Annotated in this window: 13 protein-coding genes and 2 pseudogenes; 1 reads left to right on the forward strand and 14 read right to left on the reverse strand. The window is 50.2% G+C overall.

The features are described 5' to 3' along the window. Positions 1 to 435 precede the first annotated feature (435 nt). A pseudogene (locus BGL48_RS02610) lies at positions 436 to 1,074 on the reverse strand (pseudouridine synthase); the annotation flags it as partial. A 139-nt stretch (positions 1,075 to 1,213) separates the two neighbouring features. Between BGL48_RS02610 and icd the strand changes: the two are divergent. Further along, positions 1,214 to 2,464, forward strand: a complete 1,251-nt coding sequence (icd, locus tag BGL48_RS02615) for an NADP-dependent isocitrate dehydrogenase (protein ID WP_069361198.1) — start codon at positions 1,214 to 1,216, stop codon at positions 2,462 to 2,464. 83 nt (positions 2,465 to 2,547) lie between these two features. Here the strand turns inward: icd and pseI are convergent, their stop codons facing one another. From pseI to hisA, 13 genes and pseudogenes are all read right to left on the reverse strand, one after another. Further along, complete coding sequence (pseI, locus tag BGL48_RS02620) at positions 2,548 to 3,597, reverse strand: pseudaminic acid synthase (protein ID WP_069361199.1); 1,050 nt, start codon at positions 3,595 to 3,597, stop codon at positions 2,548 to 2,550. Then, positions 3,581 to 4,159: a UDP-4-amino-4,6-dideoxy-N-acetyl-beta-L-altrosamine N-acetyltransferase gene (gene pseH / locus BGL48_RS02625; RefSeq protein WP_069361200.1), complete on the reverse strand. Its 579-nt coding sequence runs from the start codon at positions 4,157 to 4,159 to the stop codon at positions 3,581 to 3,583. Before pseH ends, pseI begins: the two co-directional genes overlap by 17 nt. Continuing rightward, positions 4,150 to 5,226, reverse strand: a complete 1,077-nt coding sequence (gene pseG, locus BGL48_RS02630; protein ID WP_069361201.1) for a UDP-2,4-diacetamido-2,4,6-trideoxy-beta-L-altropyranose hydrolase — start codon at positions 5,224 to 5,226, stop codon at positions 4,150 to 4,152. The genes pseH and pseG overlap by 10 nt, the downstream gene beginning before the upstream one ends. Next, complete coding sequence (gene pseF, locus BGL48_RS02635; RefSeq protein ID WP_069361202.1) at positions 5,223 to 5,927, reverse strand: pseudaminic acid cytidylyltransferase; 705 nt, start codon at positions 5,925 to 5,927, stop codon at positions 5,223 to 5,225. The genes pseG and pseF overlap by 4 nt, the downstream gene beginning before the upstream one ends. Before the next feature lie 3 nt (positions 5,928 to 5,930). After that, a complete protein-coding gene (pseC, locus tag BGL48_RS02640) occupies positions 5,931 to 7,076 on the reverse strand; it encodes a UDP-4-amino-4,6-dideoxy-N-acetyl-beta-L-altrosamine transaminase (RefSeq protein WP_069361250.1) in 1,146 nt (381 codons plus the stop codon). 12 nt (positions 7,077 to 7,088) lie between these two features. Beyond that, positions 7,089 to 8,084, reverse strand: a complete 996-nt coding sequence (pseB, locus tag BGL48_RS02645; RefSeq protein ID WP_069361203.1) for a UDP-N-acetylglucosamine 4,6-dehydratase (inverting) — start codon at positions 8,082 to 8,084, stop codon at positions 7,089 to 7,091. An 88-nt stretch (positions 8,085 to 8,172) separates the two neighbouring features. Continuing rightward, positions 8,173 to 8,487: a HigA family addiction module antitoxin gene (locus BGL48_RS02650; RefSeq protein ID WP_069361204.1), complete on the reverse strand. Its 315-nt coding sequence runs from the start codon at positions 8,485 to 8,487 to the stop codon at positions 8,173 to 8,175. A 1,152-nt stretch (positions 8,488 to 9,639) separates the two neighbouring features. Further along, positions 9,640 to 9,840: a hypothetical protein gene (locus BGL48_RS02660; RefSeq protein ID WP_069361206.1), complete on the reverse strand. Its 201-nt coding sequence runs from the start codon at positions 9,838 to 9,840 to the stop codon at positions 9,640 to 9,642. A 66-nt stretch (positions 9,841 to 9,906) separates the two neighbouring features. Next, entirely contained in the window at positions 9,907 to 10,236 is a 330-nt protein-coding gene (locus BGL48_RS02665) for a collagen-binding domain-containing protein (protein WP_141698053.1), read from the reverse strand. 434 nt (positions 10,237 to 10,670) lie between these two features. Beyond that, positions 10,671 to 10,955 (reverse strand): annotated as a pseudogene (locus tag BGL48_RS16445) (IS5/IS1182 family transposase); the annotation flags it as partial. A gap of 164 nt (positions 10,956 to 11,119) precedes the next feature. Then, on the reverse strand, positions 11,120 to 11,743 hold the full coding sequence (hisIE, locus tag BGL48_RS02670; protein WP_069361208.1) for a bifunctional phosphoribosyl-AMP cyclohydrolase/phosphoribosyl-ATP diphosphatase HisIE: 624 nt from the start codon (positions 11,741 to 11,743) through the stop codon (positions 11,120 to 11,122). Beyond that, on the reverse strand, positions 11,740 to 12,513 hold the full coding sequence (gene hisF / locus BGL48_RS02675; protein WP_069361209.1) for an imidazole glycerol phosphate synthase subunit HisF: 774 nt from the start codon (positions 12,511 to 12,513) through the stop codon (positions 11,740 to 11,742). Before hisF ends, hisIE begins: the two co-directional genes overlap by 4 nt. Further along, positions 12,495 to 13,232: a 1-(5-phosphoribosyl)-5-[(5-phosphoribosylamino)methylideneamino]imidazole-4-carboxamide isomerase gene (hisA, locus tag BGL48_RS02680; protein WP_069361210.1), complete on the reverse strand. Its 738-nt coding sequence runs from the start codon at positions 13,230 to 13,232 to the stop codon at positions 12,495 to 12,497. The genes hisF and hisA overlap by 19 nt, the downstream gene beginning before the upstream one ends. Positions 13,233 to 13,236 lie beyond the last annotated feature (4 nt).

Here is a 13,236-nt window from a genome sequence, read left to right on the forward strand (position 1 = left end):
AAACGGACGCTGAGTTTAACAGAATCAAATCGCCGGATACAGATGTGATAGGGCTCACACGTTAACCGTTATCCAAAGTGAGTAGATGGGTGGGGAGGTGGTCGCGTGGCCTGTGACCGAGGCGGCATATGTTAATACTATTAGTAGCAATGAGGGTTAATACTTGGGATTGGATGCCGCGCAAAGACTTGTGAACCCCTTAGGTTTATCGACCGATTCCCGCACGCAGACACGCCGTATACCCATCCCTGGGGGCTCCGCCGCGCCATCCTTGGCGCGGAGGGTCTGTGTGCGCAAATCGATCGATGGTGTGTTCAGGTACTCCTAGTACTCATTGCGTTTCTTCGACGGTGCGCGCTTGGACGAGCGAGTGCGTCGGCGTGGTGCTTTCCCTTTTGGTCCTTTGGGTTTAGGGGTGAACTGCTCGAAGCCTTTCGGGGGCGCAACCTCACGCCACTGGCCCAGTTGCAAATCATCCAGCTGCCATGGGCCGAGTTGGGCGCGAATCAAGCGCAATGTCGGGTGGCCGATGTGCGCGGTCATCCGGCGTACTTGCCGATTTCGTCCCTCTTGTAGCACCACCTCTAACCAAGTGGTGGGAATGTTAGCGCGATAACGCACCGGAGGGTGGCGTTCCCATACAGCGGGCGGGGCGATCTTGGCGACATCGGCAGGCAGCGTCAGACCATCTTTCAGTTCGACACCGTCACAGAGCGCCTGAATCGCCTCATCGCTGGGCTCGCCTTCGACTTGTACCCAATAGGTTTTGGGAGACTTGGATGAAGGTTGGGTGAGTCTCGCTTGCAAGGCACCATTATTGGTGAGCACCAGTAAGCCCTCGCTGTCTTTGTCGAGCCGACCGGCCGGATACACGTCTTTCACCGAGACAATGTCGGCCAATGTACTGTCACCTGGCTCCCCACTAAACTGGGTCAACATGTTATAAGGTTTGTTAACAAGTATCACTTTGGTGGCGACGGTGGCCGCTCGGGGGGGCTTTCCACCTTTGGCCGATGGAGCTTGGGTGTTTGAAACAGCCTTTGACGCTGGCTGGGGGCGGGCTTTATATGGCATGAGGGCTGTCAAATAGATTAAACGGCAAATGAGACTTCCGTATTATACACGTAATAATCTGTTTGGCGTGTTGTATGAATTCGAGTATCCTCAACTCGCATCTTACACAAAGATAACAAATGGACGCTAGGAGATTAAAATGGAAAGTAAAGTAGTTGTACCGGCGGAAGGTCAGAAGATCACACTCGACGGCACAAAACTGGTAGTCCCTAACCACCCTGTGATCCCTTACATTGAAGGGGATGGCATCGGGATGGATGTTAGCCCTGCAATGATCAAAGTTGTTGATGCAGCTGTTGCTAAAGCCTATAACGGTGAGCGTAAGATTTCATGGATGGAAATCTATACTGGTGAGAAGTCTACTAAGGTATATGGTGACGATCAGTGGCTGCCAGCTGAAACTCTCGACTTTATTCGCGAATACAAAGTGGCAATCAAAGGGCCACTGACGACCCCAGTAGGTGGTGGTATTCGCTCATTGAACGTGGCGCTTCGTCAAGAGCTCGACCTTTATATCTGTGCGCGTCCGGTACGTTACTTCACTGGCGTTCCTAGCCCACTGAAAAAGCCAGAAGACACGGACATGGTGATCTTCCGCGAAAACTCAGAAGACATCTACGCGGGTGTTGAGTTTAAGGCAGGCACCGCCGAAGCGGATAAAGTGATTAAGTTCCTGCGTGAAGAAATGGGTGCCAACAAAATCCGTTTCCCTGAGCAGTGTGGTGTAGGCATTAAGCCAATCTCAGAAGAAGGCACCAAGCGTTTGGTTCGCGCCGCTATCGAGTACACCATTGATAACGACCGTGACTCACTGACTATCGTCCACAAAGGTAACATCATGAAGTTTACCGAAGGGGCGTTTAAAGATTGGGCATACGAAGTAGCCAATAAAGAGTTTGGTGCCGAGTTGCTTGATGGCGGTCCTTGGATGACGATGAAAAATCCAAAAACCGGTAAAGAGATCATCATCAAAGATTCCATCGCGGATGCCTTCTTGCAGCAAATTCTGCTGCGTCCTGCGGAATATGATGTGATTGCCACCATGAACTTGAATGGTGATTACGTATCTGATGCCTTGGCCGCACAGGTTGGTGGTATTGGTATCGCCCCAGGTGCCAACATTGGTGACGGCGTGGCGCTGTTTGAAGCGACCCATGGCACGGCGCCAAAATACGCCGGTCAAGACAAGGTGAACCCAGGCTCACTCATTCTTTCAGCTGAAATGATGCTGCGTCATATGGGCTGGTTTGAAGCGGCTGACTTGGTGATCAAGTCAATGGAGAACACCATCGCCAACAAAACAGTGACGTATGACTTCGAGCGCCAAATGGAAGGGGCAAGCCTCCGTAAGTGCTCTGAGTTTGCTGACGAGATGGTCAAGCAAATGTAATCACTGCCTATCAGTGAAGACCAAACCCGGCTCAGTTAGCCGGGTTTTTTAGTTGTGGTAGAGGGGATAATCCACTTGGGCTATCAGTCTATATCTTCCCATGACAACGGGGTGCCTTTGGTTAACGGGCGTGTCGCGCGCTTTCCGATCACCGCATCATAGTGTTTCGGTGCCAACCCAAAGCCAGGTCGAATACTGCGCACATTATCCGCCGTCAGTGGTTCACCGGACGCGATATCCTCACAGACATACAAAGAGCGCCTAAATTGACGGTTGCTTGCTTCGGCCTCTCGGGTGGTGAGGGCGCTTTCTCCTAACGCTTGCCACGCCGCGCGGGTTTGCTCACAAAGCGCACTGAGTACAGGTGGGGTAAGCGAGAAAGCGGCATCTGGCCCTCCCGAGTTTTCAGAGAGCATCACGTGTTTTTCAATCACGCACGCGCCGAGTGCCACGGCAGTGATCGCGGCGGTATTGGTCAGCGAATGATCGGATAAACCCGCCAATGCTTGATAGCGGGTGGCTAAGGTTGGAATGGTTCGCAGATGGCTTTGTTCAAGCGGCGCAGGGTAGGCGCTGATACAATGAAGCAACACTAACTCACGACAGCCGTTATCACGGGCGGTTGCCACCGCCTCGGCAATCTCTGTCTCGTCAGCCATGCCGGTTGAGATGATCATTGGTTTGCCGGTTTGCGCGGCATAGCGAATCAAGGGCAAGTCAATCGCCTCGAACGAGGCAATTTTATAGGCGGGGGCGTTAAGATCTTCGAGCAAGTCAATCGCGGAGCAATCAAAAGGAGAAGAGAATAAGGTGATGCCTTCTTTTCTCGCGTGATCAAATAACGGCTTGTGCCACTCAAACGGGGTTTGTGCCCAGCGATATAGCTGGTGGAGACTATAACCATCCCAGAGTCCGCCTTTGATCTGAAACTCATCGTGGTCGCAATCAAGGGTAATGGTATCGGCGGTATAGCTTTGCATTTTGACGGCATCGGCACCGCAGGCTTTGGCCATGGAAAGGGTTTGTTTGGCAAGCTCAAGGCTACCATTATGGTTGGCCGACATTTCGGCAATGATATAGGGTGGATGTTGGGGACCGATCAAACGGCCTGCAATCTTAATGTCGTTGTTCATAAACCGCATCGATATTCAGTTTGGTTTGAAGGGCGCTGGCGCCTTGCTGCCACTCATCAGTGGACAAAGACAGGCACACAATCTCGACTGTTTTTCCCTCAGGCAGAGAAAAGGTGCGTTGCCGACTTTGCGGCGTTTCACGAAAGCCAAAGCGTTGATGTAGCCGAACCACCCCCTGATTATGACTGAGCACTTCACAGTTCAACTGGGTCACGCCCAAGGTCTCAAACGCTACACTTAATGCGCCAAACTCCATAAGCGCGCCGCTGCCACGCGGTGCATCCGGAGCCGCATAAAAAGCCCAGGTCGCACTAGTACTATTCTCGCTATCGAGGTCAAGATTGACCACGCCAAGTGGCTTGTCCGGTTGGCCGTCTACGCGCTTGTAGACGATATAGAAATAACGGTGCGTGTTGGCGAGCATATGGCTGAACCATTCCTTGTGCTCATCATGGCTAATTTCATGCTGGGTGTACATAAACTGGCGGACATTGGGACGATTGCGCCAATGCCATAAAGTGTCACTGTCCGCGTGACTCACCGCTTTAAAAATCAGTTGCATAAGTCATGCTCCAAGGCCGCGACCACGCGCTCTGCGCCTTTTCCATCAGTGATCGCTGGCAGGGTAGGAAGCTGATGCCAGTTTGCCGCAAGGTGCTGCAGTGCAGACGCGTAATCTTGCCAGCGGGTATGCTCACCACGTCCTAAGTATTGATAGCCCGGCTGTCCGGCGAGATACTCGGCCATGGCGTGTTGGTTTTCCGCCACACACACCAAGGTGCTCGGGATCCCCAAGCAGCTGCGCTCAATGGCGGTCACACCGGCCGCCCCAAACGCGTAGCGTGCCCGTGCCATCTGGGCATCAAAGTCCGACAGTGCTTCCACCACGCTAACCCCATCGGGGACAGACGCTTTACACAATGCGTCGCGGTCTGGGTTACGTCGTCCGGTGACAATTAATAGCGAGAAAGGCAGTCTCTCGCGCTTCTGCTCTTTTGCTAGGTGTTTCACCGCGTCCACAAGCTTACGGCTTTCACCGGTCGGATCCGTGCCGGAGAAAAAGGCGATCACCTTATCTTCCCTTGGCGGCGGAGACTGATGTAAGGCGGCAAATGCTGGACGCAATAGTGCATAGTCTGGCCCCAATAAGCATCGGGTTTGTGAATTTAAAAGCTGTGACGCATAGCGCGTGGTAAGCTCAGGCCAAGGGTTTTGATCGAGCAAAAACGCGCAATCGTGGGGCCGATTGGCGAGATCATCGACCACCATCACCGGACAGCCCAATTGGGTGTGAATCGATTGTTCCCAGCGGGCATCTAAGGCGTAATGATCCACCACCATTAAATCCACCGGCTGGTTAGCCACGCATGCGCTTGTCTCGTCGGCATCTTGCCACTGGCTCACACCCAGCCAGTCGGTGTTGCTAAGCGAGTTTTTGGGAGCAGGCAACACCGCCACCGTTAAGCCTTGTTCATGGCTGACCGCTATTAAATTTCCGGGTAAATCGCGACATACCAAGGTTATCTGATGGCCAGATGCTTGTAGCATGCTAGCCAACACGTGCATGCGGCTGACGTGCCCGGTGCCTATCGCTTGGGAGGCATCGACTCGAATGGCAATATGGCTCATAGCAAGGCCTGTTGCTCCAACAGTTGATACATTAGCTCAGCGCGTAGCCAGTCGTCCGGCTCATCAATGTCTTGCACGCGGTAATGAGGGATCAACACGGCTTTCGAGTGGGGGGCAAAAACCGGCTCCCGCGCTAAAAACGCACTTGGCGTGCCCCAGTAAAACATTCCTGCATCGTGGTACGCGGGTTGTAAGTCTTGTGAACGAGTGGTGAAGTGCTCGGGCCACAACATGCTGACGCTGCCATCGGCATCGACATGAATACTGCGCTGAATTGGAAAGGCGTAGCGGGTGGCAGCAAAACTGTATTTGACGGTGTCGCCGTCCAGTAACGCTAAGCCTTGGCGCAAGTCATCCGTGGTGACAAAGGGAGTGGTCGCATACAGGCAGCATATCGCTTGCAAAGGCGTTTGCTGTGGCGACTGATTAAGCCACTGGATCGCATGCTCAAGCACATCCAAGGTCGTAGCGTGATCACCGGCAATCTCGGCGGGACGTACAAAAGGCACATCAGCCCCTGCATCGCGCGCCACACTGGCAATGTCGTCGCAATCGGTGGAAACCAAGACGCGATCGAATAGCCCACTTTGACGTGCTGTCGCAATGGCATAAGTGATAATGGGCGTACCGTTAAACAGTTTGAGGTTCTTGCCCGGAATGCGTTTGCTGCCACCTCGGGCGGGAATAATACATACATTCATCGGTCACGCATCCTCAATGGCTTTTTGTAGCGCAGCAATCACTGTATCTTGCTGTTGCTCGGTTAAATCGGGGTAAAGCGGCAAAGTGAGTGCGCCCGCGTAATACTGTTCGGCAAGCGGAAAGTCTCCGGGCTGGAAGCCCAGTGCCTGATAGTAAGGTTGCGTATGCACAGGAATATAGTGCACGTTCACGCCAATGCCTTGCGCACGCATTGCTTCAAAAACCGCGCGGCGTGTATCGGCGTGCTCAAGCTCAATCAAATACAAATGCCATGCCGACTCAGGGTCTAAAACGGGCCGCTTGACGGGCAAATCCGCCAGCGCTTGATGGTAACGCTCTGCGAGTGCAAACCGTCTGGCGATAAAGGAACGAAGCTGGGTTAATTGTGAACGGCCAAGCGCGGCATGAATATCCGAGAGGCGATAGTTCATCCCCAATGCATGCTGCTCATAACCCCAAGGCGGTAAACTAGCGTGGCTATCTTCTGCGTCACGGGTGATCCCGTGGCTGCGCAACTGACGCAGTGCTCTCGCCAATGTGGCACTTTGGGTGGTGGCAACCCCAGCCTCTCCCGCGGTAACTACTTTGACCGGATGAAAACTAAACACGCTAATATCGCTGTACTGGCATCCACCCACTGCCGCGCCTTGATAGTGTGCGCCCATCGCATGTGACGCATCCTCAATAATGGCTATCTGATAACGCTTGGCAAGCGCGGCAATCTCGGCCATTGGCGCACTGGCGCCGGCCATATGCACCACTACCAGCACTTTGGGTAAGGTGTGAGTCGCGGCCGCTTGCGCTAGCTTTTTCGCGAGCTGTTGGGGACACAGGTTACGCGTGTGCGGGTCAATATCGACAAAGTCCACCTCGGCACCACAGTATCGACCACAATTGGCTGACGCGACAAAGGTGATGGGCGAGGTCCATAAACGATCGCCTGGGCCTAACCCTAGCGCCAGACAAGCGAGATGCAGGGCAGATGTCGCGCTATTGACGGCGACCGCATGCGCAGCCCCGGTGAGTTCGGCGACGGCGGCTTCAAAAGCCGGAACTTGCGGGCCTTGCGTCAGATAATCACTTTTTAGCACCTCAAGCACAGCGGCACAGTCTTGCTCGCTAAGATGCTGCTTTCCGTATGGGATCAACGCCATACTCCTTTACTGCTCGGTGTCGAGTTGCAAAATAGCCTCGACGGTTAACACATCTGGGTTAGTGCCGGATTGATACTCAAAGCCCTCTGGCACGGGCTGTCCTTTTTCGCCCAACGCATTTTCTCGGTAGTCATAATCGGCGTCGTAGAACTTAATGGTTGGGCAAATCACGTAATGTTCGGCAAATTCGAGCGTCAGATGCGCATCGTCAGCCGGACACATCACTTCATGCATTTTTTCGCCGGGGCGAATGCCTATCACCTTGACGGGTGTGTTCGGGGCATAGGCGCTGGCGAGATCCGTCAGGCGAACTGATGGGATCTTAGGAACAAATATTTCTCCGCCATACATGCGCGAAAAGTTTTTCAGCACGAAATCCACCCCTTGCTGCAAGGTAATCCAAAAGCGGGTCATTTCAGGGTGAGTAATGGGCAAATGATCCGCGTCTTCCGCTGCCTTTTTCTTAAACAAAGGCACCACAGAGCCGCGCGAGCCGACCACATTGCCGTAGCGCACCACCGAAAAACGTGTCTTTTGGCCCCCGGTCATATTGTTAGCGGCGACAAACAATTTATCTGAACACAGTTTGGTGGCGCCATAGAGATTATTGGGGCTGGCGGCTTTATCGGTCGAGAGCGCAATCACCTTTTCGACCCCGTTGGCAATCGCGGCACGAATCACATTCTCTGCACCGTGAATGTTGGTCTTGATACACTCCATCGGATTGTATTCGGCGGCAGGTACCTGCTTGAGTGCAGCAGCATGAATCACATAGTCAATGCCTTGCATCGCTTGCATTAAACGATCGCCATCACGCACATCGCCGATAAAATAGCGCATGCAAGGGGCGTTAAAGGTTTGCTGCATTTCATATTGCTTGAGCTCATCGCGAGATAGCACCACGAGGCGACGTGGTTGATAGCGTTCAAGCAGGGTGCGGACGTACTTTTTACCAAAAGAGCCAGTACCGCCGGTGATCAGAATGGATTTGCCGTTAAACATAGGACGCCTTGTCACTAACTGTCGGGAATACAGGCAGTTTAACTGATCTGAGCAGGATTTGGCGATCTGCTAAGGCCATGCGGCGCGATTAAGCGACATCAAGCGGTTTTATTTTTTCTACCTCGTGTTTAATTGATTGCGACGCCTCCCAAAGATCAACGGCCCTTTGCGCATTGAGCCAAAACTCAGGCGAGTTACCAAACAGACGAGCGAGACGGAGCGCCAGCTCCGGGCTCATGGCTTTGCGTTCATCCAATACGGCAGTCATCGATTGACGAGAAACGCCCAAAGCGTCAGCCAATTGTTCTACGCTTAAGCCGTAGTCAGGCAGAAAGTCTTCGCGCAACATGGCTCCAGGATGCGTCGGTTGGCGTTGAATGCCAGTTGTATTGAAAATCGTCATCACTGTTACCTCATTAGTGGTCGTCGCAATCGTGCCTGCGTTCGTCTATCTAAATATAGCGATATCCACGGTATCTACCCTGAATTATTTTAAAATCGACCTATATGATCACAGCCCGAGGAGATCATCAAACTGATCTTTTTTGGTTAAAAGACGTTCGCGATCTCGCCTAGGGCTAGGGGCAAGCCAGCATAAATAGAGTCTACCTATGTCAAGTTCAAGAGATCCCAGTAGTATGAAAATTTAATTTCCTATATAAATCTAATAGATACCTAATGTTTCTAATAGATACCTAATGTTACAAACCCTATTAGGAATCCAAATGAAACACCCCACACATCTGCGTTTGTTTCCAATTTTATAAGCTTACCCCATACGTATTTATTTTCTATAATCACCGATATAGCAATAATTGGAACCAAAAAAATGAAAAGCATTGATTTATCTTGAAAAAACGGAAACTCTCCAAGCAGTAGACGATGGAAACCTTCGCACTGCTGAGCTAACCAATAACCAACTACCGACCCGGCAATGCTGGGAATAATACACCTTTTTGGTATCAAGCCAATAATCCTTCTTTGTTATCTTTATAGCTTCTATTGGTAAAATATGACTCGGTAATTAAGCTAACTAGTATTGACTGAAAAATTGCTAAAGTCACAAGTAGTAAACTAAGCATTATAACTGGGCCGCCAACAATCAATCCAGTACCAAGTTTAGAAAACAAGCAACTAGAAAGCGCATAAGAGCCAATAAAAGCTGCGGTATTTACGACCACTTGACCTACCTTTTAACTAGTCGTTAGATCTAGGTTTAGTATAGTGTTAATGATCGAGGTTGCTAAGATTGTAGTTCCAAATATCTTTGCAGTGATAATCTAAACATCGCTAGATTAATAAGTTTAATCATGTAGGAAATAGCACCTTTTTACTCATGTCCTTTTATTGCTTTCTCATCAATCCAGAAGGTGTTAAAGCCATTTTTTATCAGTGCGTTACTATATAAGTTCTCGTTTTTTTTTTGTAAAAAGTTTAGACTTAAGGCTACGACGATTGATGAGTATATCCGGTCATATTTTATCTTGTTAATTTAGTTTAGTCGAATTAAAAAATAAATAATCTAGAATCATTTACAAACCCAAACTTCTATCGATTACACGGATGGAAAAATAAAAAAATAAAAACCACCATAGAAGAAAATAAACATGATGAATGTCACTAATCCAGCAAAAAAATGCGATTTATTTTCATGATAACTAATCCAGCCGCCAGCAAAGAATATTTCTTTTGTTACAAAAGCACATGTTACATTTAACAGCGACAACGCAAAAGCAATAAAAAATAGTATTTCCATTATTCACCTTGTTTTATAAAAAGATAAATAAAAAATTCGCCTTAAAAGATTAATTTGAATAACTGGTTAACTGATTATGTTAACACAGAAATAGACACCGAGTGAATAAAGACCATAGTCTGGGGGCAAGCCAGCACCAATAGAATATCCACCTATTTCTAGATTTCCCCCAACTGCCAGTCCGCGCTGACTGTTGCCGGAACCGGAGTTGAAGTCACTAAAAATATAACCACTAAAGTTAGTGGCAGGCCGAAGTAAATCATCATTTTCAGCGTTAGCAGAATAAGATGTTACAAAAGCTAATAATAGTAAGAGGAGTTTCCTTTTCCTCATAAAATAGTCTTCCTTTATAGTTTTATTTCTATAGCTAGGAGCTATTGATTTTTCGTGGTTCATTTCTACTGCGTTATCGGCTTTTCATATAGGCTAGCTACACGTCAAAATCTCTTCTTTGTATAAATTTCCCACAAAGTGGTGTAAAAGCCAGATAGAAAGGTCAATAGCCCCTAGTAATAAGTTTATTATTTTGTGTAAAGTTATATTTCTCTATATTTAGTACATTACATTAATCAACAATCTCGAACATTTACAAACCAAAAATTTTCGACCAACAACACCCGAATATTGAATAAATAGACATGTAATTAACATAATGCTGCGAGCTATAAATGTTATATAACATGAGATAGTTAACATTTTCCTTAAATGTCAGCATCTAAGCCATAGCAGGGCTAGATCGCGAGCGTTTTTTGACCCAAAAGATCGGTTTGACGAGGCGTTTTTGATCAAATCAGTCACCTAAAGCACTGATAAAATTTAGTTTATTTCCATCAGTCAACTTGGCAACTAACAGGTATATCGAGTTGATTGACTTTGTTCATCACTTTCATGTTGGCCAATGCTTCGCCAGCTTGTGCATTGTAATTACGCAGAGTCAGCTGAGGGATGAGTAACTTTTTGTATCGAGATATCCCTGTTTCCGACAGAGAGCGTTGGTGGTAACCCGCTTCTCGTTTTCAGTCTTCCAAGTCACCGGATTTCAAGGCGTTGACGGCTGAATTGCGCTCCCACTAAACCGCATTGCTGCGCGGTGGAATGGCCGGTTTAATGCCTTTCCCCTGTGACCGACCTTGAGGCTTTGATGGTCTGATCGCCGCTAGAGTAATAAGTTCAATGATTTAGGAAACAACGCCGTTTTAAGCGAACTAGCACAACTTAAAAAGCGCCGCATGTGGGCGGCGCTTTGAAGGGACCATGGTTAGGTTAACGCGCGTGGCCGTTAGCCTTGGTGGCGAGAGGCGAGGACTTCGGTCACTTGATGGAGGCTAAGCTCTTGGTCTTGCAGCAGTACCAATAGGTGATAAAGCAAGTCGGCGCTTTCGTTTAATAGCTCGGCTTTATCGCCTGCCGTGGCAGCGAGGGCGACTTCGACGCCTTCTTCCCCCACTTTTTGCGCGATACGCTTGGTGCCTTTGGCAAATAAGCTTGCGGTGTAAGAGTCATCAGGCGCGGCGTCTTTACGGCTGGCAAGCACTTGCTCTAGGCTCGACAAAAAGCCGGGCCCCGTGTGTGGTGGTTTGTTATCGCTGTCAAAGCAGGTGGTCGTGCCGAGGTGACAGGTGGGCCCGTGTGGCGTCGCCGTGACCAACAAGGTGTCTTGATCGCAATCGAGTGCAATGTGCTCCAGACTTAACACATGGCCGGAGCTTTCGCCTTTTACCCAAAGGCGTGATTTACTGCGTGACCAAAAGGTGACGTGACCGGTTTCGAGCGTCGCGTTCAGTGCATCGGCATTCATGTAGCCCAGCATTAACACTTGGCCGCTATCGCTGTGTTGGATAATCGCAGGCACCAAGTCGGCGTTTTTCTCCCAATCGATACGTTCTACCCACGCTGCCGTCATACTCTTACCTCGATCCCTTGTTGTTTTAATGTTTGTTTTAATTCGCTTATCGCGATGATTTGCTTATGAAACACCGAGGCGGCCAGCGCGCCATCGACATTCGCTTGTAAAAAGGCGTCGGCGAAATGCGACATTTCACCGGCACCGCCGGAGGCAATCAGGGGCACCTGACAGCGCTCTCTTACCATTTTGAGTTGGGTTAAGTCATAGCCTTGGCGCACGCCATCGCGGTTCATCATATTGAGTACGATTTCGCCTGCGCCCCGCTGTTGAACTTCCTCAACCCACGCGGCGGTTTGCCAAGGCGTGGCCTGAGTGCGGCTTTCATCACCGGTAAATTGATAGACCTGATAGTATCCGGTCGCTTCATCGAAGAAGGAATCAATCCCGACCACCACGCACTGCACGCCAAACTTATTGGCCAGCCGCGTGATCAGACTCGGATCGGCCAAGGCGGGTGAATTAATCGATATTTTATCCGCACCGAATTCCAAGATTTGCTGGGCATCGGCTTCGGATTTAATCCCACCGGCAACGCAAAAGGGGATATCAATTACTTCCGCGACGCGACTGACCCAGCTTTTATCGACCACCCGGCTGTCACTGGAGGCGGTGATGTCATAAAACACCAGTTCGTCAGCGCCTTCTTCGGCATAGCGTTTGGCGAGCGGGACGATATCGCCGACGATTTCGTGATTGCGAAATTGCACGCCTTTAACCACTTGTCCGTCGCGGACGTCCAAACAAGGAATTATCCGTTTTGCCAGCATGCGATCGCCTCCTCTGCGCTAAAGTTGCCTTCCAGTAGGGCGCGGCCGACGATCACGCCTGCCACGCCAGTATCGCGTAAGGCGCGAATGTCTTCTAGACGGCCAATGCCGCCTGATGATTGAAATGCAATGCTCGGATAGCGCTGACACAAGTCGCGATAGAGCGCCACATTACTGCCTTGCAAGGTGCCATCGCGGGAGATATCAGTGCACAGCACATGCTTGAGCCCGACGGATAGATAATCGTCGAGTAGCGCTTCAATGGTGACGCCGGAGTCTTGTTGCCAACCGGACACCGCCACGCGTCGCGTCCCGTCGCTGTCAATGTGAATGTCGAGTGCCAGTACAATCCGGTCAGGGCCGTAGGTTTGCATCCAGCCTTTGACCAAATCGGGGGATTTGACCGCGGTGGAGCCGATCACTACGCGCTGCGCGCCAGTGTTTAGCAGCTCAATCACGTCCATTTCGGTGCGCACGCCGCCGCCGATTTGGATATTGGCAGGCGTTGATTGCAAAATCTCGGTGATTAAATCGACCTGACGCGCGGTGGGATCTTTGGCACCGGTTAAATCTACGAGGTGCAGCCAATCTGCCCCCGCTTGATGGTAACGCGCAAACTGCTCACGCGGGTCAAAACTGTAGTCGGTTTTTTGCTGATAATCCCCTTGATAAAGGCGCACCACTTGGCCATCTATCAAATCGAGTGCTGGTATAATCATCCTT

Origin of the sequence: Salinivibrio sp. SS3, from assembly GCF_001722105.1 — a bacterium.
GTDB lineage: Bacteria > Pseudomonadota > Gammaproteobacteria > Enterobacterales > Vibrionaceae > Salinivibrio > Salinivibrio kushneri.